The following is a 22,727-nucleotide window of genomic DNA, read 5'->3' on the forward strand; positions in this document are numbered from 1 at the left end:
TCGTGATAAGCTAAAAAAATGTTATCTTTTGAGATCTTAGAGATAAGAACCCATACTTTGTTAGACTCGGCGTAACTATCTCGTTATGGAGACAAGATGAAAAAACTCTTCAAATTTATTGGTTTGATATTTAAAGGGATATGGAAAAGTATCACTTTCATCAGACTCGCACTGGCAAACCTAATTTTCTTGCTGATGATTGCCGTTTTCTACTTTGCCTTTACTTATACCGGAGACGGTCAACCTGTCGTCGAAAAAGAATCGGCATTGGTGATGAACCTTTCAGGCCCAATTGTCGAACAAAGACGTTATGTAAACCCAATGGACTCTTTTGCTGGTTCCCTTTTGGGTAATGAGCTACCGAAAGAAAACGTCCTTTTCGATATCGTTGATACTATTCGCTACGCGAAAGACGATCCTAAAGTGTCTGGATTAGTGCTAGCACTGCGAGACATGCCAGAAACAAATCTCACGAAACTACGTTACATCGCGAAAGCGTTGAACGAATTTAAAGCATCAGGCAAACCCGTTTACGCCGTAGGTGATTTCTACAACCAAAGCCAATATTACTTGGCAAGTTACGCCGATAAAGTTTATCTGGCACCTGATGGTGGTGTATTGATTAAAGGTTACAGCGCTTACTCAATGTACTACAAAACGTTACTTGAAAAGCTTGACGTTTCTACTCATGTTTTTCGCGTAGGTACTTATAAATCCGCTATCGAACCTTTTATTCGTGATGACATGTCCGATGCGGCGAAAGAGTCAGCAACACGTTGGGTTACTCAATTATGGAGTGCTTTTGTTGATGACGTAACAACAAACCGAAACATTGATGCGAAAGTGCTTAATCCAACCATGGATGAGCTGATTAACGAGATGAAGTCTGTAAATGGCGATATTGCTCAGCTCGCAGTCAAATTGGGGCTAGTGGATGAACTCGCGACACGCCAAGACATTCGCACTCTATTTGCAAAACAGTTTGGTAGCGACGGCAAAGACAGCTACAACGCGATTGGTTACTACGACTACCTTGCAACGATTCGTCCTGATTACACACTACCTCAACACGACATCGCCGTTGTTCTAGCCAGTGGCGCGATTATGGACGGTCAACAACCTCGCGGAACTGTTGGTGGTGACACGGTCGCAAGCTTGCTGCGTCAAGCACGCAATGATGAAAAAGTGAAAGCGGTCGTGTTACGAGTAGATAGTCCAGGAGGCAGTGCCTTTGCTTCTGAAGTGATTCGTAACGAAGTAGAAGCTCTGAAGCAAGCAGGTAAGCCGGTTGTTGTATCCATGTCGAGTTTGGCCGCTTCTGGTGGTTATTGGATTTCAATGAGCGCAGACAAAATCGTTGCTCAGCCAACAACCCTGACGGGCTCCATTGGTATATTTAGTGTCATCACCACGTTTGAAAAAGGCTTTAGCAAGTTAGGTATTAATACTGATGGCGTTGGCACATCGCCGTTCTCAGGTGACGGTATTACCACTGGCCTTTCTGAGGGCGCGTCTCAAGTGTTCCAGTTAGGTATCGAGCACGGTTACAAGCGCTTTATTTCTCTAGTTGGCGAGAATCGCGATATGTCTCTAGAGGAAGTTGACAAAGTTGCTCAAGGTCGAGTTTGGACTGGCCAAGATGCACTATCCTTTGGTCTTGTCGATCAAATGGGTGACTTTGATGATGCTGTAGAGCTAGCGGCGAAACTAGCGAACGTGACCGATTATGGCATTTACTGGGTAGAAGAGCCTCTTTCACCTACTGAACTATTTCTACAAGAGTTTATGAAACAGGTGAAAGTCTCTCTAGGTATTGATGCAACAAGCTTGCTACCAAAAAGTCTTCAACCCGTAGCTCAACAATTCGAACAAGACGCAAGCTTGCTCCAAAGCTTCAACGATCCTAAAGGTCAATACGCATTTTGTTTGAACTGCCAAGTGCAGTAGTTTTTCCATCAATATTACAAAGGGCACTTCTACTTGAAGTGCCCTTTTTATTAGGCTTTGCATCTCCTCAGATGACTTTCTGATGCTGTGCGTATAGCCTCGCATCTCAAGGTTATTTAGGTATATAATCCCCGCCTCTGTTCCCCTACACGAAAGAAAAAACGATGACTAGAAAACACATCTACATCGCTTACACCGGTGGTACCATCGGAATGCAAAAATCCGACCACGGCTATGTGCCTGTTGCTGGCTTTATGGAAAAGCAATTAGCAAGCATGCCCGAATTCCATCGTCCTGAAATGCCGGATTACACCATCCACGAATACGACCCTCTGATTGACTCATCAGATATGACACCTGCTGACTGGCAGCAGATTGCGAATGATATTCGTGACAACTATGACAAATACGATGGTTTCGTTATCCTACATGGTACTGACACCATGGCGTACACAGCGTCCGCATTGTCTTTCATGCTTGAAAACCTTGGTAAGCCAGTGATTGTAACGGGTTCACAAATCCCTCTCGCAGAGCTGCGTTCTGACGGCCAAGCAAACCTATTAAACGCGCTACATATTGCGGCAAACTACCCGATCAACGAAGTAACTTTGTTCTTCAATAATCAATTGATGCGTGGTAACCGCAGTACAAAATCTCATGCAGACGGTTTTAATGCCTTTACTTCACCAAACCTTCCTCCACTATTGGAAGCTGGGATCAATATTCAAGTTAGCAACAGCGTAACCGTTGGTGCACAACCAGAAGGTGAGTTTAAGGTTCACAACATCACGCCACAACCAATCGGTGTGATCACCATGTACCCTGGTATTTCACACGAAGTTATCCGCAACACGCTTCGTCAGCCCGTGAATGCGATGATTCTTCTGACTTTTGGTGTCGGTAATGCTCCTCAGAACCCTGAGCTGCTTGGTCACCTGAAAGAAGCCTCTGAGCGCGGCGTTATTGTCGTAAACCTAACTCAGTGTTTGGCAGGTAAAGTGAATATGGGCGGATATGCCACAGGTTGTGCTCTCGCAGACTCTGGTGTTATCAGTGGCTTTGACATGACGCCCGAAGCGGCGCTGGCAAAACTACACTACCTTCTAAGCCAAAACCTTTCTTACGAAGAAGTAAAAGAGAGAATGCAACAAGTACTGCGTGGTGAAATGAGCCTGTAAGTTCAAGCTTTCTACGATCTAAAAAGCCCAATACAATTTGGGCTTTTTTCTTTCAAAATCAAAATAATAAAATTTTGAGAAATAAGGCGTAAGGATTAATCAATGTTCGGATTGACACGAACAATATCGCTCTCTTCTCCGCTGAATTGTTTTTTAAGCTCTTGTTTTGATTTAAAACTGATTTCACCACCGGCTGCAACCGTCATATGCTGCGCATCAGTATTATGTTTTGATTGATACAACATCACAGCTTGCATACACGAATCTCGCTGCTCTTTAGAAAGTGTTGTACCCTCAGGCCATCTTCCCGTTTCTACTGCATAGACTAAGCGATCATAAACTTCTGGAGTCATCGCTTGTAATAGTTGTTCTGCGTCCATAGTGTACCTTCTTATTACATTCTATTTACAGAACATAACGGGTTAAGAAACTGAGTCAAGAATACGAAAATGAATTGGTGTAACGGATCACAAGCAAAGCCATGAAAAGAACAAACTGGTTACTTCTCAGCCTCGCATGTTTTGCGCTATCGGGCTGTTTTGAAGGTAACGTGACAACCGAAGAGTTGTGCCAAAAAACACCAGAGCTGCGTTGCGAGCAGCTCAATATGGATGACGGCCAATGTCGAATTCCAAGAACAAATTTGGTTTGGCATCGGTTTGAGCAATTGAAAAACCCATCAGAGGCCAACCAAATCATCGAATACGGTCTGGTCGCTGAATATAGGAAATGCTTAGAACTCGCCTCCCAGATCACCCCTATTGATCAAAGTGCTCTCAAAAGACAACGCTTTAATGCATTGGTACACAGTATTGATGAGCTAGAGCGCATCGTAAACGAGTTAAAAGGCTCAGAAGACCCGGCTACTTTGTATTTCTTATGGTCTCAAACGGGAGATACTCAAGCTCGGCGCGCATTTTTACAAATGGAAGGGTCTCCCCAATTAAATAATGCTGAGATGCAATATGCATTAGCCACTTTTTATACCAACCGAGATACCAAGAAAACCCTGGAGCTTCTTAACAACGCGTTGTCTTTATCTGATGAAGACAACATCAATCCGGTCATTCTCAAGTCAATGGCAAGTATTCATCAGGGGCTTGGAGACAAAGAGCAAGCGTATCTATGGGCAATGGTCGCGAAGAGATTCGACGTACCGCTTGCTGATGAAAAGCAGCTCCAACGTATGTTCAATTTCAGTCATCCAGAGCGATATAAGCAGTTGGATGAATTAGCCGAATCGGTGGCGAAAGCCATAGAGAAAGGTATCTATTCCCCAGCAATGATACCCAGTGAGATATAAACGAAAAACTCCCGCAATGAGCGGGAGTTTTTATTTAAGTCGAGCGACACTCAGATCACTGTTGAGCATGAATCATCCTGAAAGGATAAAACAATCTCGAGCACAATTTTGTCGTTATTATTCTGATTTGTTGAAAATTAACGACACAGAATTAACACAAAAACGCTCTCCTGTGGTCTGTGGACCATCTTCAAAAACGTGCCCTAGATGGCTATCACACGTTGCACAACGAATCTCTGTACGTACCATTCCGTGACTTAGATCTTCTAAATAGCGCACCGCTTGATCGTTGATAGGCGCATCAAAACTTGGCCATCCGCAGCCAGAGTCATACTTGTTATCAGAGACAAAGAGAGGGGCATTACAACAAGTACAAGCATAAACACCAGTTTCCTTATTATGCAGTAGCTTACCGCTGAAAGGAGGCTCTGTACCTTGCTCTCGGCAAACACGGAACTCTTCATCAGACAGTTGCTCACGCCACTGTTCATCTGACTTCGTCACTTTTTTCCCGCTTTGTTCCACGACTTTCGGCTCCTTATTTACTGTTCTTGGTATTGACTTTTTTAGCAAAAAACTTGCTTCTCTTAACAGTTGTAGCACATACTTTCTCACCAGGACACCATGCGTAATTAATTTGATAAGAGCACTTATCTCACCAGTTATATTACGCCAACTGGGCTACAGAAGAATCAGTTAAAAGTTTAAAAAACGTACATTTGCAAAGAATTGTTAAAAAAAGCGTCGCTTTTTTTTGACTTTAAACAAGTTAAGTCCGATTATCACTTGCAGATGTTTACTGGATTCTGTAATTTTACTACCAGTTATCTTTAATCAGAAATTAAGTTGTGGAGCAACTATAATGACTATCAAAGTAGGTATTAACGGTTTTGGCCGTATCGGTCGTTTCGTATTCCGTGCAGCGCAAGAGCGCAACGACATCGAAGTAGTAGGTATTAACGACCTTATCGATGTAGATTACATGGCATACATGCTTAAGTATGACTCAACTCACGGCCGTTTCAACGGTACTGTTGAAGTTGAAGGCGGTAACCTAATCGTTAACGGTAAAACTGTACGTGTTACTGCAGAGCGCAACCCTGAAGACCTAAAATGGGACGAAATCGGTGTTGACGTTGTAGCTGAAGCAACTGGTCTTTTCCTAACTGACGAGACTGCACGTAAGCACATCACTGCTGGCGCGAAAAAAGTTGTACTAACTGGTCCTTCTAAAGACGCTACTCCAATGTTCGTTAACGGCGTAAACTTCGACACTTACGCTGGTCAAGACATCGTTTCTAACGCTTCTTGTACTACTAACTGTCTAGCGCCTATCGCTAAAGTTCTTAACGACAAGTTCGGTATCGAATCTGGTCTTATGACTACAGTTCACGCAACTACAGCAACTCAAAAAACTGTAGATGGTCCTTCTGCTAAAGACTGGCGCGGTGGTCGTGGTGCTTCTCAAAACATCATCCCATCTTCAACTGGTGCTGCTAAAGCTGTAGGCGTTGTACTTCCAGAAGTAAACGGCAAACTAACTGGTATGGCTTTCCGCGTACCAACTGCTAACGTTTCTGTAGTTGACCTAACTGTTAACCTAGTTAACGGTGCTTCTTACGAAGACATCTGTAAAGCGATGAAAGAAGCTTCTGAAGGCGAACTAAAAGGCGTTCTAGGCTACACTGAAGATGCAGTTGTATCTCAAGACTTCATCGGCGAAGTTTGCACTTCAGTATTCGATGCTAAAGCTGGTATCGCGCTAACTGACAAATTCGTTAAGGTTGTATCTTGGTACGACAACGAAATCGGTTACTCAAACAAAGTTCTAGACCTAATCGCTCACATCTCTAAGTAATTAGAAAGTTAGCAATTAGCGAATAACTTCGTTAAAGAAAAGGCGGCTCTAGAGTCGCCTTTTTTGTATCTGGAATTTGAGAGAATGCAGGCTCGATGTTGCATTTAATGTGCGAAGCGCGTCTAAAAGCTCTCCCCCAGCGATAGGAAACTACACATGGATTTAAAAACTCTCCCAGCCCTAACGGTGCTATCTGATAACGTCACTATCGTTGAAGTTGATCAGATAAAAATCGTCCGCGTGATTCATGACAAAGCGACGGCAGGCATCTCGCTACACGGTGGTCATGTCGTGTCGTTCACGCCTGAAGGTCAAGAAGATCTGATCTGGATGAGCGAAAAAGCTGTCTTCGATGGTAAAGCTGCTCTTCGCGGTGGTATTCCGGTTTGTTGGCCTTGGTTTGGGCGTATCGCTGCTCCAGCTCACGGCTTTGCCCGCACCGCAGAATGGGAGTTGGTTGAACATCGTGAGAACCATAACGGTGTGATTGTTGAACTTGCTCTGTTCCCAACAGAAGAAATCCACGATATTTGGCCCCATATGTTTGACGCTCGTTTGGTGATTGAAGTGGGCGATGAGCTAAAAGTGACGCTCAAAATCATGAACATCGATGACGAGGCTTGGACCTTCTCTGGCGCATTACATACTTACCTAAACGTTGGAGACATTAAGCAAGCACAAACGACAGGCATGGGAGCCGAGTACATTGATAGCTTGAAAGCTGATGCGGTATGCCAAGGTGGTAATGTTCTACAACTAACTGACACCATTGATCGCGTTTACACGCAACCAGAAGCGAAAATTTTGGTAAAAGACCCGGTATTGGATCGTACGCTAAGCGTACACAACCAAGGCCACAACTCAGCAGTATTATGGAACCCTTGGGCAGAAGGTGCGCAAAGCATGGGTGACATGGCTGACGATGGTTATCAAACCATGTTGTGTGTGGAGTCTGCTGTTCATGCACCAAGTATTGAGCAAGGTCAAACGCTCCAACCAGGTGAGACACATGAACTTGTCACTGTCATTTCAGCGCAGTAAGAATCACCATATAAAGGCCGGGGATACCCGGCTTTTTTTGTAATAAAAGCTCTGCTTAGATGGTCCTATCTTTACTAACTTATTGGTTACTGGTCACTTTTGACGGTTTCATTAATAAATATCAAAAAAATTGATCATATAAACCGATAGCATACCGATACAAAACTCATAAATAATAAAAATATCAGGAATTAGTCTATGTTAGAGAGATACCGAAATCAAAGTGTCGGATTCCAGTTGAAACTGGTGATCACTTTGTGTCTATTCATTGCTTTCAGCAGTATTGCAGCGCTTGTTTACCGCAACGCTTCCGATGTTCTATTGGAAAGCACACTGAAAGAACACCAATCTAAAGTAGAATCAATGGCAAAAACCATTGCTGGCCAATTCGATGCTTACCTGCACACCGCTAAAGTCCTCGAATCTACTTTTCGCAATGGCTACCTTGCCGGTGTCTATGTCGAAAATTACACGGTTGACTTCATGGGACATGAAGTACCAAACATCACTCAATACAGTGAAAGCTTAATTAATGACACCAAGTTGGTCGACAGTTTCACACGTGATACCGGCGCTATAGCAACGCTATTCGCACCATTGGGTGACGACTTTATTCGGGTGTCCACCTCCCTAAAAGATCCACAAGGTCAGCGAGCGGTCGGAACCACGCTAGGCATCAACCATCCTGGTTATCAGCAACTTAAAGCAGGACAACCGTATTACGCTCAAATTAAATTGTATGGCGAGCGCTACATTACCTACTATGCCCCAATCAAAGATGCGACAGGAAAGGTAGCAGGCCTATCGTTTATTGGCTTACCAGTAGACCAAGCGACACAAACCTTATTCGATGCACTCGAAGAGATAAAATGGGGCGACACTGGTTACACCATTATCGTTGATAACGACGACAACAATCTTGGTAAATACCTACTTCATCCAGCAAAAAGCGGCTCAGATTCGTCAATACTAGAAGTCGCCGACTACAATGGTCACAAGCCTTTTGGTCAGATTTTCGAACAATCTAGTGGATTAATTCGCTACCCTTTCGAGTACCAAGGTAACGTAGGCGAAAAGTATCTTGTCTACACAGAGGTTCCAGGTTGGAATTGGAAACTGCTAGGCGGTACGTTTATCAAAGAAGTTACAAAAGGTAGCGACACGCTTCTCACACTCATTGCCATCATTTCTTCGGTAGCGGCAATCATTACTTTTGTTGTACTGACGCTTTTCTTGAATCGCAGCTTACAACCTCTCACGACTCTAAACTCATACATGACTCGCTTAGCGGGCGGCGAAGTCAGCTTGAACATTCCAGCGTCTCGTAAAGCATCAAAGAATGAAATTACGAACCTGAGTTCGGGTGTCGCCAGTATGGCAAGTCAGCTCAATGAACTCGTTGGTAAGATCCGTTCAACAAGCGACTTAGTGGAGAGCAACTCCACCAGCGTTGCCAACGATGCACATAGCAATTTGACCCAAGCCGACCGACAACAACAAGAAGTCGAGCAAGTTGTGACAGCGATTGAAGAAATGGCCTCTTCCGCTCAATCTGTCGCACAACAAGTCGAAAGCATTGCGGAAAACGTACGCTCAGCAAATACTGATAGTCAATCTGGTCTCGCGATTGTTGAAGGCGTATGTATCGACGTTGCTCAACTTAACGATCAATTGGATCAATCAGCAACGGCTATCGAGCAAGTAAATCGCGATAGCGAGAGTATTCAAACCGTCACTAAAATGATTGATGAAATTGCTGAGCAAACCAATTTACTTGCCTTGAATGCCGCCATTGAAGCAGCACGAGCAGGTGAGCAAGGCCGTGGCTTCGCAGTTGTAGCAGATGAAGTGCGCACACTTGCGCACCGAACCCAAAGCTCAGTTCAGGATGTCGTGGAAATTATCGAGAAACTAAAAGGGTCGACTCATAATGCAGTTAATATGATGACAGACAGCCAACGCAGTGCAAACCAGGTCTTGGACAAAGCACAAGACGCGGGCACAGCATTAGAAGCCATCGCAGTACAAGTGCAGTCGATAGCCTCTCAAGCCGACGCCATTGCAGCGACTTCAGAAGAACAAGCTCAAGTTTCACAAGAAATTGCAGCAAATGCCCATTCTATCAGTGAACTTAACCGAGAAAGCCGCAACACGGGCGCAAAAACCTCGCAAAGTGCCATTGAACTTCAACAACAAGCACGAAACTTGAAAGAGCAAGTCGACTTCTTCCACTAATACTTTATAAGAGCCGACCCAGTCGGCTCTTTTTGTTTCACTTGATACCACGCTTTTTGATAGAATTTGCCGCCCTACTTTCTGTTCGAGATCGTCATGAACTATCAATGCCCTCTATGCCACCAAGCTCTAGCGTTAAATGAAAAAACGTTTAAGTGCGAAAACAATCATCAGTTTGACTTAGCAAAAGAAGGCTACGTTAACTTGATGCCAGCGCACCACAAACGTTCTAAAGATCCTGGTGACAACAAAGAGATGATGCAAGCTCGTCGTCGATTCCTTGAAGGAGATTACTACAACCCAATGCGCCAAGAAGTGGCGCAGCTGTGTGCAACATACACAGAGGGGAGCACCCATCAATTATTAGATATTGGTTGTGGTGAAGGTTACTACACAGATCAAGTACAAAAGACGATAGAAACACAAGCGAACCATGCCACGATTTATGGCTTAGACATTTCCAAAGTTGCCATTCGTTACGCGGCGAAGCGTTACACGCACTGCAACTTTAGTGTGGCTTCTAGTCACCGACTTCCCTTCGCAAATGAATCCTTAGATGCCATTTTGCGCATTTATGCCCCGTGTAAAGCTGAGGAGCTGCAGCGCGTTGTAAAAAACGACGGCGTTGTTGTCACGGTTACTCCTGCTAGCCGCCACTTATACCAACTGCGTGAGCGCATTTATCAAGAAGTTCGTCTTCACAATGAAGAACCAGAACATATTGAAGGGTTTGAATTAGAGCACCAGCAGCATCTTAACTATGTTATGGACTTGAAAAACGGAGCCGCAATCGATTTATTGCAAATGACGCCATTCGCATGGAAAGCAACCGATGCTCTTCGTGAAGAGTTGAAATCCGCTACACTTTTCCAATGTGAGGCTGATTTTATGTTGCGTGTATATCGCAAAAAAACACTCAATTAATAAGTCAAAAAAACAACAAACGCAAATAGTTATCATTTATATTGATTCATTGCTCAGCCTCCATTAATATCATCCGGACATTTTTGGAGGCTTTTCAATGCGCTTTTCTACTTTGAGCTTGCTCTTTGCAGGCTTACTTACTGGTTGCTCTTCATATACGCACACCAACTCTCACGCAACCTCAGCGGAAGTCACTAGTTTTTACGACTATCAACTATACACCCCTTCTGGCGAGCACATCGCTCTAAGCAAACTGCCAATTGAGCTGCAACAAGCAGATGTCATTCTTATTGGTGAATGGCACACACACGCCGGCGTTCATCGCTTTCAAACCGATATGCTCAAACAACTTACGTCCTACGACCGCTCACTCGCGTTATCTATGGAACAATTTACCCGCGACAAACAACCTGTTGTTGACGCTTACCTACGTGGGGAGATCGGCGAACAGTACTTAATGAAACAAGCCAACGCTTGGCCCAATTATGAAAGCGACTATCGCCCTCTCGTGGAGTTTGCTAAGCAGAAAAATCTCCCGGTCATTGCAGCAAATGCACCAAAGAGCATTGTTCGATGCATTGGTCGACAAGGGCTAGATTACATTAACAAGCTCGATGATGATCAGCGGATGTTCATTGCACAAGCCATCAACACTGGTAGTAGTCCGTACAAAGAAAAGTTCATGGCATCCATGCATCACGGTAAGCCAGAGCAGACGGAAAAACAGTTTGCAGCTCAAGTTACTTGGGATGAAACTATGGCGGAATCTATCGTTAGCTATCTAGACGACAACCCAGGCGCTCAGATTGTCCATGTTGCGGGCAAGTTTCACACCGAGCAAGGGTTGGGTACGGCAGCATCAATCTTAAGCCGCAACCCGAGCTTAAAAGTGGTTGTAATTAGCCCAACAGATAACGTGCTTTCTGATAATACAGACTATCAGTTAGAGGTTCTCGCACCACCAGTACGGTATGTACAAGATGCTCACCGCATGGCGGCATATCAACATCTAACTAAACGCAATAACGATCTTCAATGTAAGTAGCTGGTCTTCAATTTAAGTTACTACCTTGCGTTGCGTTGCATCATCACACCGCTCCGAGTTCATAGAGTGACAACGGTCTGCTTCCTGCTGGTCTATTTTTTGCTAATGATCACCAATAGAAACTAGAAGCGGCAAAAGCAGACCTGTTTTTATCCAAATAGCTTCAGGAATAAACTTTGCCGCCGATAAAAATATAACTGCTTTTTGCCCGCACTCAGTGACCGAGTGTCGATGTTCCAAGGAGTATTCGATGAATCCAGTAGGAAACACTTCTGTTAATAGCTATGCCAAACAATCTGTCGCCTCTAAACAAGCAAGTATTGCACAAGAAGAAACTAGTGCTTCGCCGCTGAAAGTCGAACACAACAAGGTGACGCTTTCGACCGAGGGCAAAGCGCTACTTGCCGCTCTGCAACAAATCGAGCACGACAGCAAGAAAATAGAAGCAGAAGATAAATCTGTTGGTGAAAAGGTCGAATCTTTCACGCATGGTGCACTTGGCATGGATCACCCTGATAAAATCGAGAAAGAAGAGGATGGCTCATATTCTGCGGGTCAATACCTGTCTGCGGCACTTACCGTTGGTGGCATCATATTGGCATTAGTCTGATAACCAGTCTGATAATCGTCACGACAACAAATCCTATTTGAACCAAACACTTACTGCAGCCCATAGTTTAATAAGCCAAAGAACGATATGATGCAAACGTAAGTGAATTCGACCGCTCTTGTGGCCCGATAATACATGCTCGTTTATTGCTCCCTAAACTAGGTTTCTTGTGAAGGCACTGAATGGATAACTTTAGTCCATGCTTTCAACTCCTAAGCGTAATCCAAGCCCACGTTTGTGGGCTTTCTTCTTTCCAAACTAACGAACGTTAGAGAGCGACTCATTTTTTCTGCAAAACCAAACAAAAACGACAATTTGGTTAAACTTTTATTACCGACACAAAACTTTCATAAATCATTGCTTTAATGCCTGCGCTTTCAATAAACAAGGAAAATATAATGAAGCGCTTAGTATCTCCAATCGTTACGGCAGTGGCTGCATCTACCCTCTCTTTCAACGCACTCTCAGCTGAAATCAAAAACGTCATTTTGATGATCGGCGACGGCATGGGTCCTCAACAAGTTGGTTTACTCGAGACCTACGCAAAACACGCACCTAACTCGGTTTACAAAGGCGAAAGCACAGCGTTATACAAACTCGCTCAAGAAGGTGTGATTGGATCATCACTAACCAATCCAGAAGACGCAATTGTCGTCGACTCTGCGTGCTCAGCTACGATGCTAGCGACAGGAATCCCTACCGCTTCTGAAGTCATTGGCATTGATAGCCAAGGCAACCATGTCGAAACTATTTTGGAAAAAGCCAAAAGTAAAGGTAAAGCAACAGGGCTCGTCTCTGATACGCGTATGACCCACGCAACGCCAGCAGCATTTGCCGCTCATCAACCACATCGCTCCCTAGAAAACAGTATTGCGGCGGATATGCTCGAAACCGGCGTAGACGTGATGATGTCTGGTGGACTTCGTCATTGGATTCCAAAGTCGACAAACGACAAGGGAGAGACATACGAGCAGCTTGAAGCGCTCACTCAAGGTAATGTCTACCTAAAATCGAAACGCAAAGACGAACGCAACTTGCTTGCAGAAGCGCAAGACCAAGGTTACAACCTGGCTTTCAGCCGCGATATGCTCACACAAGCTAAAGGTGACAAATTACTTGGACTTTTTGCTTACTCGGGCATGAACGATGGTATTGCCTACAGTCAAAGCAAAAACGATCCAAAACGCACGCAGCCATCGCTGAAAGAAATGACCACCAAAGCAATCGACATTCTTTCAAAAGACAAAGACGGTTTTTTCTTGATGGTTGAAGGCGGCCAAATTGACTGGGCTGGCCACAGTAACGATGCAGGTACGATGCTGCATGAAATGCTTAAATTCGATGAAGCGGTAAACTCAGTTTATGAGTGGGCAAAAGGCCGTGATGACACACTGATCATTGTTACCGCTGACCACGAGACCGGTTCTTTTGGCTTTAGCTACTCATCAGCAAACTTGCCTAAACCACAAAAACGCGACGGCGAAGCATTCAAAAATCAGGATTACGCGCCAAACTTCAACTTTGGTCAGTTCGAGATCCTCGATGGTTTATACAACCAAAAGAAAAGTTACTACGGCATGATCAGTGAATTCCAAGCGCTTGATAAGAAAGAGCAAACTCCAGAGAAGTTTGCGGAAGTCGTGAACGCAAATAGCGATTTTTCGATTACGCCTGAGCAAGCAGAACGCGTATTAGCAAGTAAACCAAATCCATACCGACTCGCTGGACACAAATACTTAAGCGAAGAGAACGTACCGACAATCAATGACTTTGATGCTTTCTTTCCTTACAACGACCGTGGCAACTTGCTAGCGCGTGAGCATGCAACAAAGCAAAACACAGTATGGGGGACGGGTACTCATACGCATACTCCTGTCAACGTATTTGCTTGGGGAGCTGCAGAAACTATCCTTCCGGTATCAAAAATCATGCACCACTCGCAACTAGGCGAGTACTTGAAGCAACAAATTAAATAATCAACTTGCACTTACTTCACAACTCGTGATGTTTCAACGCTCTCGCAAGGGAGCGTTTTTTTATGCATGAAAACAGTTGACGTTTTAAATCGTACACCACAATAATTATGGGTCTTTAATTATATGAATAAAGAAAATGTGCGAAATCTTTGCTAAGCAACCCCAAGACAACTATAAGTTCATCACCCGCTCTATCCGTATTGATGGTCACGCGACCAGTGTAAAACTTGAAGCGAGCTTTTGGACAATTCTTGAGGAAATCGCTAGTGCTCAAAACATGACGGTTCCTAAATTCATAAGCACTGTTTATCAAGAAGCACTCGAATACAATGGTGAAGTGAACAACTTTGCCTCCTTACTTCGATGCGCTTGCCTCACTTACGCCCGCCAACCTCAAGAGACCACTCGTCAAGCACTTGCGCAACTTAACAGTTAATAGCAACCAACCGAGCAATAACCATCCTAGGCTATGCATCCGTATTATAAACCCTTGAGCATCTTCTAATTTGTCGTACTAGAGTACTACCCAGACTCCTTTTGAAATCGCTAACCTGTGCGGACTATCAAGGAGTACCTATGACAAAAATGATTCACACCATGATCCGAGTAAGTGATCTGGACCGCTCTCTACAATTTTACTGTGACGTACTTGAACTAGAAGTCGCTGATCAATACATCTTTGATGGCTTTTCTCTAACCTATCTAGCCAACCAAGAAACTGGCTTTGAATTGGAACTGACGCACAATCACGACCAAAGTGAGCCCTACACTCACGGCTCAGGTTACGGCCACCTTGCCGTCAGCGTGGAGGACATTGAACAAGCCCACAAACGCATTAAATCTCTCGGCATTGAAACTGGTGACATCAAAGCCTTTGACCATCAACAAAAGCATTTAGCAACGTTCTTTTTTGTAACCGACCCTGATGGTTACAAAATTGAGTTCCTGCAACGCCAAGGGCGTTACCTATAACAAAAAGAGTAAACATTATGATTCACTTGACGGCTACCTTTCATGCACAACCGGGAAAAGAACAAGAGTTGAAAGAGGTACTTACCCGAGCGCTTGAACCTACTCGCAATGAAGAAGGTTGCGTTCGTTATCAATTGTTCCAAGATAAAGACAATACATGCCACTTCGTTTTTCAGGAGCAATTTAAAAACCAACAAGCATTTGAGCTTCATGGTAAAACAGAACACTTTGCTCTTTTGATTAGCCAGATCGACAACTTGTTAGAATGCGAGCCTAAACTGGTGTTCTTTAACGAACTGTAACTATAGCGCTAACCGAAGATCAAAAAAGGCACTCTATCTAGAGTGCCTTTCACTAGTTGGGACCTGTGATTAAGCGTCTTGCTTCTCCACCATATGCAAATGCACATCTTGTTGTGGGAAAGGAATCGAAATACCTTCTCGGTCGAAGCGTAGTTTCACCTCTTTTGTCACATCCCAGTATACATCCCAGTAATCATCCGTTTTTACCCAAGGACGCACAATAAAATCTACAGAAGACGTATTTAATGTATGAACTTTGATCATTGGCTCTGGAGTGCGAAGTACCGAAGGGTGAGAGGTAATGATATCAGACAATACTGACTCCGCTTTTAAGAGGTCATCCGCATAGCCAATGCCAAACACCATATCCACGCGGCGAATGCGTTCATGCGTGACGTTCTTAATAACATCTCCCCAGATTTTGCTGTTAGGCACAATAATAATTTGGTTATCAAACGTACGGATTGTGGTGTTCACCAAACTCATATGGCTTACCTTGCCATCCACACCGCCAGCATACACAAAATCACCAACATCAAATGGACGATAAATAAGCAGCATCATACCCGCCGCGAAGTTGGATAACGTGTCTTGCAACGCGAAACCAATAATCACACCAGCAATACCGAAACCGGTTAGGATTGGCGCTAGGTTCAAGCCAAGCTGAGATAAGCCCACCATGATACCGATCACCCACACGAATTTGCCGGACATCGAGATAAAGAAGTCCTGCATCAAGTGGGAAAGTTTTAAGTTTTTCGATGCAACTGCCTTACGGACCACTTTGCGCGTTAACTTAGCCAGTCCGCGAGCGATCAATAAAATCAGCGCAAAAACAAACAACTGGAAGATATGCTGCGGTGCATTCTCGGCAAACCAATCCAGTGCCGAGTTGGACCAGTGGCTCAGTATTGACCACACAACTTTGGTATTCAGTAAATCATGGGTGATATTACCCGTCACTTCAAAAATTTGGCGTTTGTATTCAGACGTTTCTAAACCGACTTTATCACCAATTGAAATCAGGTTGCGTAAGCTTTCTGTCGCAATATTTAGCCTTTGTTTAGTAATGAGCTGACTAAGTTGCAACGACGCTTTTTCCGACTCTGGGCTAGACGAAAGTTGGGAGCCAATGATCTCACTTTGCTGACTCAAGTACTCAATTGAAGCAGACAGTAAGCGCATACGTTTATCAATTTTATCTTTTAGTTCCGCTTCTGCGCGCTCGTTTTGGGCCCCTAGCTCCTTCAACCAAGCGAGATTTTGCCAGCTCGAATCGAAGCTAACATCAAGATAACGCTGTAGCTCTCGATAATCATTAACAAGAGCAAGCTTCTCTTCATCCTTAGCCTTATTTAAATCCTCGACGACTTTCTTTATTTTTTCCGATAGATAGTTCGTTGCGTCCTCAGAGTATTGTTCTTGTTTTTTAACTAGCAAGATCAGCTTGTCGCGAGAGATAGTTTCACGTTCAATCGCTGACGCTAACTGGCTTCTTAATTCTTCATTCTTTTGGAATAGTTGCAGTTGAAGGGCATCACGCTCGTCGCCACTCGCTTGCGAAAGGCTTTGGGATAAATCCACAATCTCTCGGTTCAAGTTGTCAATCGAGATTTCGGCTGCAGAAGGCTCTTGGATATCGTCAGTAGCAGTCGCATGAACAGCCATTGGGGAGAACATAATGACGGCAAGTGCGAATAATGTCACCCAAGATGTCAGGCGCAGTTTCTGGGGGAAATGAAACGTCATGTTTACCTCATAGGGAACAATCCTGATCAAAACAATCAGGAATAGAAGTGTAAAGCGTTGAAATCATACTCCTAAGTTTACAACACTAAATAATAAACTGAGCAGCATTTCGTTAGCGAGACGTCAAAGTTGGGAGCCCCAATAGCAAACAAGCCTTTCATTTAATCAATGAAAGGCTTGTTTGTATTCGACTAAGGACGGTTGGGATGATTTAAAATATGGTCTTCCCAATCCACCACATCAATCTCGTAAACGACTTTGTTACGGACACTTTCCCCTGCCGCATGCATTGCGGACTTAGAGCCTGTAATCAGCGGATGCCATTCTGGTAAAGGCTGCTTTTCAGCCAACAGACGGTAAGCGCACGTGTGTGGCAGCCAAGTAAAATCGTCGATGTCTTCTCGGGTCAGCTTGGTGCACTCTTCACCCGAAGTGAAACGGTTTGGGTAATCCTTACATGAACACGTTTTACTGTTCAGCCAGCTACAAGCCACATTGGTATAGTAGATTTCATCGGTATCTTCATCCATCAGCTTATGCAAACAACATTTGCCACAACCATCACAGAGAGATTCCCATTCCTCTTCTGTCATCTGCTCTAACGATTTACTTTGCCAAAATGGAGTGCTCATACTTCAGGTCTCACCAAGGGAATTTAGGGGGCGATTTATACTCTTCTCAACGCAAAAGTTCAAGTTTTGAGAAGATCTTGCATCCTTCCCACATAACGGTGGAGATATTCAACTACTTTCGTTTTACTGTTCTATCCTTAAACAAGTTTCCATTACTCAATTGATCAAGAAGGCATTAAGGAGTTTTCATGGGTATTATTTCTTGGATTATTTTGGGCTTAATCGCCGGCGCACTTGCTAAATGGCTCATGCCAGGAAAAGATGGGGGCGGTTGGATTGCAACAATGTTACTTGGTATTGCAGGGGCATTTGTAGGTGGCTTCCTTGGCGGCATTCTCGGTTTCGGCGGAGCCACTGGCGTCAACATTGGTAGTATCATTACCGCAACACTAGGCGCATTTATTCTGTTGTTTGTTTATAACCGTTTCTTAAAATAATCACGATGATTTAAAAGCAAAAAACCAAAAAGGGAGCGTAATGTTAAGCGCGCCCTTTTATTTTTTTCTTTCTTCACTCTTCCAATCCACGTCAAAATGACCATAATTGCCCCCTTAATTTTTAAGAGGTTTACATTATGGATTGTCGATTAGGATGTGGAGCGTGCTGTATTGCGCCAAGTATCTCTTCACCAATACCTGGAATGCCCAAGGGCAAACCTGCAGGTGTTCGTTGTGTGCAACTCAACGACGACAATTTGTGCAAGCTATTTGGTAAGCCTGAACGCCCTAAAGTCTGTCACGATTTTAAACCGTGTCCGATTGTATGCGGCAACACCAATCAAGAAGCACTCGACAACATCACTGAATTAGAACAATTGACGTAATGCGACTCTAGACCACACGTTTAAAGTTAGTACCTCGGTTGTTTCTCTCCGAGGCAGTAATCAAAGCAAACTCAAGATTTAGCACTTTCCCCCTCTGCTTTTTATCTCACCCTTGAGAACTCTTGCCACATAGCGTTCCATTTGCGGTTTTCGCGCGATCTCCCTCACAATTTATTGACAATTCTCGACTATGTTCAGCGGGTCATTTAATTAAAGATCAGGAAAGAACATGAATAAGTATTTGGCTGAGGCTTTTGGCACGTTCTGGCTAGTGTTAGGCGGCTGTGGTAGCGCGGTGTTGGCTGCGGGTTTCCCTGAAGTGGGTATTGGTCTGTTGGGCGTTTCTTTGGCATTCGGTTTAACCGTTCTGACGATGGCATTTGCTATCGGTCATATTTCAGGTTGTCACTTGAACCCTGCAGTGACAGTTGGCCTTTGGGCTGGCGGTCGTTTTGAGACAAAAGACGTTGCTCCCTACATCATCTCACAGGTTATCGGCGGGCTTATCGCAGGTGGTGTGCTTTACGTTATTGCATCTGGACAAGCAGGATTCGATGTTGTGGGTTCTGGCTTTGCCGCCAATGGTTATGGTGAACACTCTCCAGGCCAATACTCGATGATCGCTGCACTTGTGACTGAAGTTGTCATGACGATGATGTTCCTGATTGTCATTATGGGTGCAACAGACAAACGTGCGCCACAAGGCTTTGCACCTATCGCAATTGGCCTGTGTTTGACTCTCATTCACCTGATCAGCATTCCTGTCACCAATACGTCAGTAAACCCTGCTCGTAGCACGGCAGTCGCAGTATATGTGGGTGACTGGGCGGTTTCTCAGCTATGGCTGTTCTGGCTTGCTCCTATTGTGGGTGGCGTGCTTGGTGCGGTTATCTACAAAAACCTTCTTGGTAAAGAATCGAACGATTAATCGTTCCTAACTCCCAAAATCAAAAAAGCCGCTGAATTCAGCGGCTTTTTATTAAATTCTGTGTCGACCTAATAGCGAATGTGACAACGTCGTGCCATCAACAAGCTCTAGCTCCCCACCGACAGGCACACCATGCGCGATGCGGCTGGCATCAACTTGGTGCTCTTTACATAGCTCTGCGATGTAGTGGGCAGTGGCTTCACCTTCAACTGTTGGGTTTGTCGCCAAAATCACTTCGGTAATATCACCGCGACGTAAGCGGTAATCAAGGACATCTAATCCAATATCACTTGGACCAATACCATCTAATGGCGACAAATGCCCCATAAGAACAAAATACCGACCAGAATATTGGCCTGTTGCTTCAACGGCTGCGATGTCTGCCGGGCTTTCTACCACACAAATTTGACCATTTTCTTGGCGTTTTGGGTTGGTACAAATATGACAGACTTCTTCTTCGGTGAAGGTTCGACACTCAGTACAATGACCTATTTCTGTCATTGCCTGACTCAGCGCATCTGCAAGCTGCAAACCGCCTTTTCTATCGCGCTGTAACAAATGAAAGGCCATACGCTGCGCTGACTTAGGGCCAACCCCAGGTAGACAACGTAAGGCCTCCATCAATTGCTCCAGCATATGACTGGTACGCATTAAAAGTCCGCTTAATTAAATATCAGCAGATTAGAATGGCATTTTCATGCCTGGTGGTAGTTGCATACCGCCAGTTACAGAAGCCATTTTCTCTTTTTGAGTTTCTTCAACACGACGGGCTGCATCGTTGAACGCCGCAGCGATCAGATCTTCAAGCATTTCTTTGTCGTCTTCCATCAAACTTTCATCGATGTCAACACGACGTACGCTGTGACTACCAGTGATAGTAACTTTAACTAGGCCAGCACCAGACTCGCCAGTTACTTCCATATTCGCGATTTCTTCTTGAAGCTTTTGCATGCGATCTTGCATTTGCTGGGCTTGCTTCATTAGGTTGCCCATACCGCCTTTACCAAACATGTTTATCTCTCTGGTTTAATGAGGTGTTGCATCAATTAATGGGGTTATACCTTTGGGTTTTCAACCCCATTCCATTCGATTATTAGATAGGGCGCACACTATCTTTATCAAGCTCTGCAGCAAAACGACGTTCAATAAATTGAACATTTGGATCGTTTTCTAAACTGTTCAGCGCTTGCTGTAATTTCTCTTGGTAGAGCCTATCTCTCAGTTCAAGTGGTGTTTCTCCACTCTCCCCTATTTCGATGCTCATGTGGCACTCTTCACCTAACACGGTATTAAGTGCTTTGAGCAATTCGGCTTGAGCTCTATCAGTATTCAAATGAGCTTGGCTGCTTCTCAATAGTAACGAAACGGTTGTTCCTTCCTTACTATAATGAGAGTTTAGCGCAAGTTGCTCTACCAGCTTAGGGATCTCCATTAAGCTGATGAGCTTCGCCCATTCATTATGTTCTAATGACTCATCGATGAGCTTTTGTGCCATTTCAGGCGTTTTCTCATGCTCAAGTGCCTGCTTGAGCTGCGTAGGTGTCAGTTTTGTATTTACTTTTGTCTCAACAGGCTTGCTTGGACGCCAGCGATACGCTTCCTCAACTTGTGGCTCCGTCGACTTCGGAGCTGAGTTTGGCGACACCTGCGCGGAATTGCCATGCAATTGCGCTACTCGGTCGATAACCGATTCTGGTTGTGCAGATGCCGCTTTAGGCTTTTTTGAGCCACCATTTTGAGGAGTGTTCTGTTGTAGGCCTTGACGCTGAGAACGTAATTGGTGACGTAAACCGCTTAGACCACCGCGCGCCGGTGTTGAAACGCTCTCTTGCACTTGTTGAGGTGGCGTTTCATGCTGCGGCGCAGGGTTTTCGCTCATCGGCGGCGCCATATCATACTGTGGCGGAACCCTCTCATATCCACTCGCGTGATATTCAGGTTGTGAATTGGATGAAGGTTGAGGCGCCACTTGTGGTGAGCTTTGTGCTGGACTCGGCTGCTGAGCTCGAGGAGCTGCTACTGTCTGAGCTGGTGCAGTCTTTGATTGACTGGCACTTTGAACTGGGGCTGAAGCTGATTCGCAGTTACTGGAAACAACATTTGCCCCACTGTTACTTGATGGGCGGAACGCCATCATACGCAGCACAATCATTTCCAGACCGACTCGCCCATTTGGCGAGAGGGTCAAATCTTCACGACCTTTCAATGCAATTTGATAGTAAAGCTGAACGTCTTGCGGGCTTAGAGCTTTACTCAACAGCTCAATTTTCTCTGCATCTGGTTGTGCTCGGTCTAACGACGCGGGCAACGCTTGATACATCGCAATTCTGTGTAACTGTGTTGCGACTTGCTGCAACAAACCATCCCACTCAACACCATTTGCCGCTAATTGTTGGATTTTATCCATGGCTTGTTGAGGTTTCTTGCTGCTGATTGACTCTAGTAAGTGAATCGCTTGGTCGGTATCAATCGTCCCCAACATGTGGCTGACAATATCGGCTTGCACCGCACCGTTACCTAATGCAATTGCTTGATCAGTCAAGCTAAGAGCATCACGCATACTGCCATCTGCAGCATGTGAGATCATACCCAACGCTTTTGGCTCTGCTGAAACTTGCTCTTGACCTAGGATGTAATCAAGTTGCTGGTGAATCTCATCAACGCTGATTGGTTTCAGATGAAACTGAAGACAACGCGACAATATAGTGACAGGCAGCTTTTGTGGATCAGTTGTTGCGAGTAAGAACTTCACATACTCTGGCGGCTCTTCCAGGGTTTTCAACAACGCATTGAAAGAGTGACGCGATAGCATGTGCACCTCATCAATGAGGTACACTTTAAAACGTCCACGAGCAGGTTTGTATTGAACGTTGTCTAACAGTTCGCGAGTGTCTTCAACTTTAGTACGTGATGCTGCGTCGATTTCAAGAAGATCGACAAAGCGACCTTCATCAATTTCACGACAAGTATCACACTTACCACAAGGTGTCGCGGTAATGCCGGTTTCGCAGTTCAAGCCTTTGGCAAACAGCCTACCGATACTCGTTTTACCCACACCACGAGTCCCGCTGAACAGATAAGCATGGTGTAAACGGTTTTGCGCCAGTGCGTTTTCCAACGCCGTCAGGACATGTTTTTGTCCGACAACTTGGTCAAACTGATTAGGACGCCATTTTCGCGCTAAAGCTAAATAACTCATTGAAT

General features: G+C 44.6%; 23 protein-coding genes. 16 read left to right on the forward strand and 7 right to left on the reverse strand.

What is annotated here, in order from left to right:
* Positions 1-96: 96 nt before the first annotated feature.
* Both sppA and ansA read left to right on the forward strand, forming a co-directional pair.
* Positions 97-1,947, forward strand: a complete 1,851-nt coding sequence (sppA, locus tag R7F64_RS12270) for a signal peptide peptidase SppA (protein ID WP_005380705.1) — start codon at positions 97-99, stop codon at positions 1,945-1,947.
* Between the two features lie 164 nt (positions 1,948-2,111).
* Positions 2,112-3,125 (forward strand): asparaginase, encoded by a 1,014-nt coding sequence (gene ansA / locus R7F64_RS12275; protein ID WP_017635822.1) that lies wholly within the window; start codon positions 2,112-2,114, stop codon positions 3,123-3,125.
* 95 nt (positions 3,126-3,220) lie between these two features.
* Here the strand turns inward: ansA and R7F64_RS12280 are convergent, their stop codons facing one another.
* Positions 3,221-3,505, reverse strand: coding sequence for a YeaC family protein (locus tag R7F64_RS12280; RefSeq protein ID WP_005380700.1), 285 nt, complete (start codon positions 3,503-3,505; stop codon positions 3,221-3,223).
* Between the two features lie 101 nt (positions 3,506-3,606).
* On the opposite strand from R7F64_RS12280, the gene R7F64_RS12285 reads away from it, so the two are divergent.
* Positions 3,607-4,428 (forward strand): DUF2989 domain-containing protein, encoded by an 822-nt coding sequence (locus R7F64_RS12285; protein ID WP_017821139.1) that lies wholly within the window; start codon positions 3,607-3,609, stop codon positions 4,426-4,428.
* Positions 4,429-4,545: 117 nt separating this feature from the next.
* Here R7F64_RS12285 and msrB read toward each other — a convergent pair whose 3' ends face one another.
* Positions 4,546-4,953, reverse strand: coding sequence for a peptide-methionine (R)-S-oxide reductase MsrB (msrB, locus tag R7F64_RS12290; RefSeq protein ID WP_005380698.1), 408 nt, complete (start codon positions 4,951-4,953; stop codon positions 4,546-4,548).
* 337 nt (positions 4,954-5,290) lie between these two features.
* Between msrB and gap the strand changes: the two genes are divergently transcribed.
* The 10 genes from gap (at position 5,291) to R7F64_RS12340 (ending at position 15,391) form a co-directional block, all read left to right on the forward strand.
* Complete coding sequence (gap, locus tag R7F64_RS12295) at positions 5,291-6,286, forward strand: type I glyceraldehyde-3-phosphate dehydrogenase (RefSeq protein WP_005380697.1); 996 nt, start codon at positions 5,291-5,293, stop codon at positions 6,284-6,286.
* Between the two features lie 156 nt (positions 6,287-6,442).
* On the forward strand, positions 6,443-7,327 hold the full coding sequence (locus tag R7F64_RS12300) for a D-hexose-6-phosphate mutarotase (protein WP_238844210.1): 885 nt from the start codon (positions 6,443-6,445) through the stop codon (positions 7,325-7,327).
* A gap of 198 nt (positions 7,328-7,525) precedes the next feature.
* Positions 7,526-9,562, forward strand: a complete 2,037-nt coding sequence (locus R7F64_RS12305) for a methyl-accepting chemotaxis protein (protein WP_042522505.1) — start codon at positions 7,526-7,528, stop codon at positions 9,560-9,562.
* A 96-nt stretch (positions 9,563-9,658) separates the two neighbouring features.
* Positions 9,659-10,486 (forward strand): 23S rRNA (guanine(745)-N(1))-methyltransferase, encoded by an 828-nt coding sequence (rlmA, locus tag R7F64_RS12310; RefSeq protein WP_005380691.1) that lies wholly within the window; start codon positions 9,659-9,661, stop codon positions 10,484-10,486.
* Between the two features lie 97 nt (positions 10,487-10,583).
* Positions 10,584-11,531 (forward strand): ChaN family lipoprotein, encoded by a 948-nt coding sequence (locus tag R7F64_RS12315; protein WP_054701560.1) that lies wholly within the window; start codon positions 10,584-10,586, stop codon positions 11,529-11,531.
* Between the two features lie 250 nt (positions 11,532-11,781).
* Complete coding sequence (locus tag R7F64_RS12320; protein WP_054701556.1) at positions 11,782-12,141, forward strand: hypothetical protein; 360 nt, start codon at positions 11,782-11,784, stop codon at positions 12,139-12,141.
* A 398-nt stretch (positions 12,142-12,539) separates the two neighbouring features.
* Entirely contained in the window at positions 12,540-14,117 is a 1,578-nt protein-coding gene (locus R7F64_RS12325; protein ID WP_318071726.1) for an alkaline phosphatase, read from the forward strand.
* A 136-nt stretch (positions 14,118-14,253) separates the two neighbouring features.
* On the forward strand, positions 14,254-14,553 hold the full coding sequence (locus R7F64_RS12330; RefSeq protein WP_318071727.1) for a ribbon-helix-helix domain-containing protein: 300 nt from the start codon (positions 14,254-14,256) through the stop codon (positions 14,551-14,553).
* A 140-nt stretch (positions 14,554-14,693) separates the two neighbouring features.
* Positions 14,694-15,089, forward strand: a complete 396-nt coding sequence (locus R7F64_RS12335; protein ID WP_005380685.1) for a VOC family protein — start codon at positions 14,694-14,696, stop codon at positions 15,087-15,089.
* A gap of 17 nt (positions 15,090-15,106) precedes the next feature.
* Entirely contained in the window at positions 15,107-15,391 is a 285-nt protein-coding gene (locus R7F64_RS12340) for a putative quinol monooxygenase (protein ID WP_005384942.1), read from the forward strand.
* A gap of 69 nt (positions 15,392-15,460) precedes the next feature.
* On the opposite strand, the gene R7F64_RS12345 is transcribed toward R7F64_RS12340, so the two are convergent.
* A complete protein-coding gene (locus R7F64_RS12345; protein WP_005380681.1) occupies positions 15,461-17,140 on the reverse strand; it encodes a mechanosensitive ion channel family protein in 1,680 nt (559 codons plus the stop codon).
* 191 nt (positions 17,141-17,331) lie between these two features.
* Positions 17,332-17,772: a YcgN family cysteine cluster protein gene (locus tag R7F64_RS12350; protein ID WP_005384948.1), complete on the reverse strand. Its 441-nt coding sequence runs from the start codon at positions 17,770-17,772 to the stop codon at positions 17,332-17,334.
* Between the two features lie 188 nt (positions 17,773-17,960).
* Between R7F64_RS12350 and R7F64_RS12355 the strand changes: the two genes are divergently transcribed.
* From R7F64_RS12355 to aqpZ, 3 genes are all read left to right on the forward strand, one after another.
* The gene (locus tag R7F64_RS12355) at positions 17,961-18,209 is read left to right on the forward strand and encodes a GlsB/YeaQ/YmgE family stress response membrane protein (protein ID WP_005380625.1); all 249 of its coding nucleotides are present in this window, start codon (positions 17,961-17,963) and stop codon (positions 18,207-18,209) included.
* A 137-nt stretch (positions 18,210-18,346) separates the two neighbouring features.
* Positions 18,347-18,595: a YkgJ family cysteine cluster protein gene (locus R7F64_RS12360; RefSeq protein WP_017820793.1), complete on the forward strand. Its 249-nt coding sequence runs from the start codon at positions 18,347-18,349 to the stop codon at positions 18,593-18,595.
* A 229-nt stretch (positions 18,596-18,824) separates the two neighbouring features.
* Entirely contained in the window at positions 18,825-19,523 is a 699-nt protein-coding gene (gene aqpZ, locus R7F64_RS12365) for an aquaporin Z (RefSeq protein ID WP_104975517.1), read from the forward strand.
* Between the two features lie 51 nt (positions 19,524-19,574).
* Here aqpZ and recR read toward each other — a convergent pair whose 3' ends face one another.
* The 3 genes from recR to dnaX all read right to left on the reverse strand — a co-directional run bounded on the left by recR (position 19,575) and on the right by dnaX (position 22,722).
* Positions 19,575-20,174, reverse strand: a complete 600-nt coding sequence (recR, locus tag R7F64_RS12370; protein ID WP_005380619.1) for a recombination mediator RecR — start codon at positions 20,172-20,174, stop codon at positions 19,575-19,577.
* Positions 20,175-20,204: 30 nt separating this feature from the next.
* On the reverse strand, positions 20,205-20,534 hold the full coding sequence (locus R7F64_RS12375) for a YbaB/EbfC family nucleoid-associated protein (protein WP_005380618.1): 330 nt from the start codon (positions 20,532-20,534) through the stop codon (positions 20,205-20,207).
* A gap of 82 nt (positions 20,535-20,616) precedes the next feature.
* The gene (gene dnaX, locus R7F64_RS12380; RefSeq protein ID WP_318071728.1) at positions 20,617-22,722 is read right to left on the reverse strand and encodes a DNA polymerase III subunit gamma/tau; all 2,106 of its coding nucleotides are present in this window, start codon (positions 22,720-22,722) and stop codon (positions 20,617-20,619) included.
* Positions 22,723-22,727: the final 5 nt, after the last annotated feature.

The sequence above is a fragment of the Vibrio sp. Vb1980 genome (genome assembly GCF_033338615.1).
In the GTDB taxonomy this organism is placed as follows: Bacteria; Pseudomonadota; Gammaproteobacteria; order Enterobacterales; family Vibrionaceae; genus Vibrio; species Vibrio alginolyticus.

Excerpts from the sequence above, each read along its gene's own strand:
- sppA (WP_005380705.1), top strand. The coding sequence starts at position 97 with ATGAAAAAACTCTTCAAATTTATTGGTTTGATATTTAAAGGGATATGG.
- ansA (WP_017635822.1), top strand. The coding sequence starts at position 2,112 with ATGACTAGAAAACACATCTACATCGCTTACACCGGTGGTACCATCGGA.
- R7F64_RS12280 (WP_005380700.1), bottom strand. The coding sequence starts at position 3,505 with ATGGACGCAGAACAACTATTACAAGCGATGACTCCAGAAGTTTATGAT.
- R7F64_RS12285 (WP_017821139.1), top strand. The coding sequence starts at position 3,607 with ATGAAAAGAACAAACTGGTTACTTCTCAGCCTCGCATGTTTTGCGCTA.
- gap (WP_005380697.1), top strand. The coding sequence starts at position 5,291 with ATGACTATCAAAGTAGGTATTAACGGTTTTGGCCGTATCGGTCGTTTC.
- R7F64_RS12300 (WP_238844210.1), top strand. The coding sequence starts at position 6,443 with ATGGATTTAAAAACTCTCCCAGCCCTAACGGTGCTATCTGATAACGTC.
- R7F64_RS12305 (WP_042522505.1), top strand. The coding sequence starts at position 7,526 with ATGTTAGAGAGATACCGAAATCAAAGTGTCGGATTCCAGTTGAAACTG.
- rlmA (WP_005380691.1), top strand. The coding sequence starts at position 9,659 with ATGAACTATCAATGCCCTCTATGCCACCAAGCTCTAGCGTTAAATGAA.
- R7F64_RS12315 (WP_054701560.1), top strand. The coding sequence starts at position 10,584 with ATGCGCTTTTCTACTTTGAGCTTGCTCTTTGCAGGCTTACTTACTGGT.
- R7F64_RS12320 (WP_054701556.1), top strand. The coding sequence starts at position 11,782 with ATGAATCCAGTAGGAAACACTTCTGTTAATAGCTATGCCAAACAATCT.
- R7F64_RS12325 (WP_318071726.1), top strand. The coding sequence starts at position 12,540 with ATGAAGCGCTTAGTATCTCCAATCGTTACGGCAGTGGCTGCATCTACC.
- R7F64_RS12330 (WP_318071727.1), top strand. The coding sequence starts at position 14,254 with ATGTGCGAAATCTTTGCTAAGCAACCCCAAGACAACTATAAGTTCATC.
- R7F64_RS12335 (WP_005380685.1), top strand. The coding sequence starts at position 14,694 with ATGACAAAAATGATTCACACCATGATCCGAGTAAGTGATCTGGACCGC.
- R7F64_RS12340 (WP_005384942.1), top strand. The coding sequence starts at position 15,107 with ATGATTCACTTGACGGCTACCTTTCATGCACAACCGGGAAAAGAACAA.
- R7F64_RS12345 (WP_005380681.1), bottom strand. The coding sequence starts at position 17,140 with ATGACGTTTCATTTCCCCCAGAAACTGCGCCTGACATCTTGGGTGACA.
- R7F64_RS12350 (WP_005384948.1), bottom strand. The coding sequence starts at position 17,772 with ATGAGCACTCCATTTTGGCAAAGTAAATCGTTAGAGCAGATGACAGAA.
- R7F64_RS12355 (WP_005380625.1), top strand. The coding sequence starts at position 17,961 with ATGGGTATTATTTCTTGGATTATTTTGGGCTTAATCGCCGGCGCACTT.
- R7F64_RS12360 (WP_017820793.1), top strand. The coding sequence starts at position 18,347 with ATGGATTGTCGATTAGGATGTGGAGCGTGCTGTATTGCGCCAAGTATC.
- aqpZ (WP_104975517.1), top strand. The coding sequence starts at position 18,825 with ATGAATAAGTATTTGGCTGAGGCTTTTGGCACGTTCTGGCTAGTGTTA.
- recR (WP_005380619.1), bottom strand. The coding sequence starts at position 20,174 with ATGCGTACCAGTCATATGCTGGAGCAATTGATGGAGGCCTTACGTTGT.
- R7F64_RS12375 (WP_005380618.1), bottom strand. The coding sequence starts at position 20,534 with ATGTTTGGTAAAGGCGGTATGGGCAACCTAATGAAGCAAGCCCAGCAA.
- dnaX (WP_318071728.1), bottom strand. The coding sequence starts at position 22,722 with ATGAGTTATTTAGCTTTAGCGCGAAAATGGCGTCCTAATCAGTTTGAC.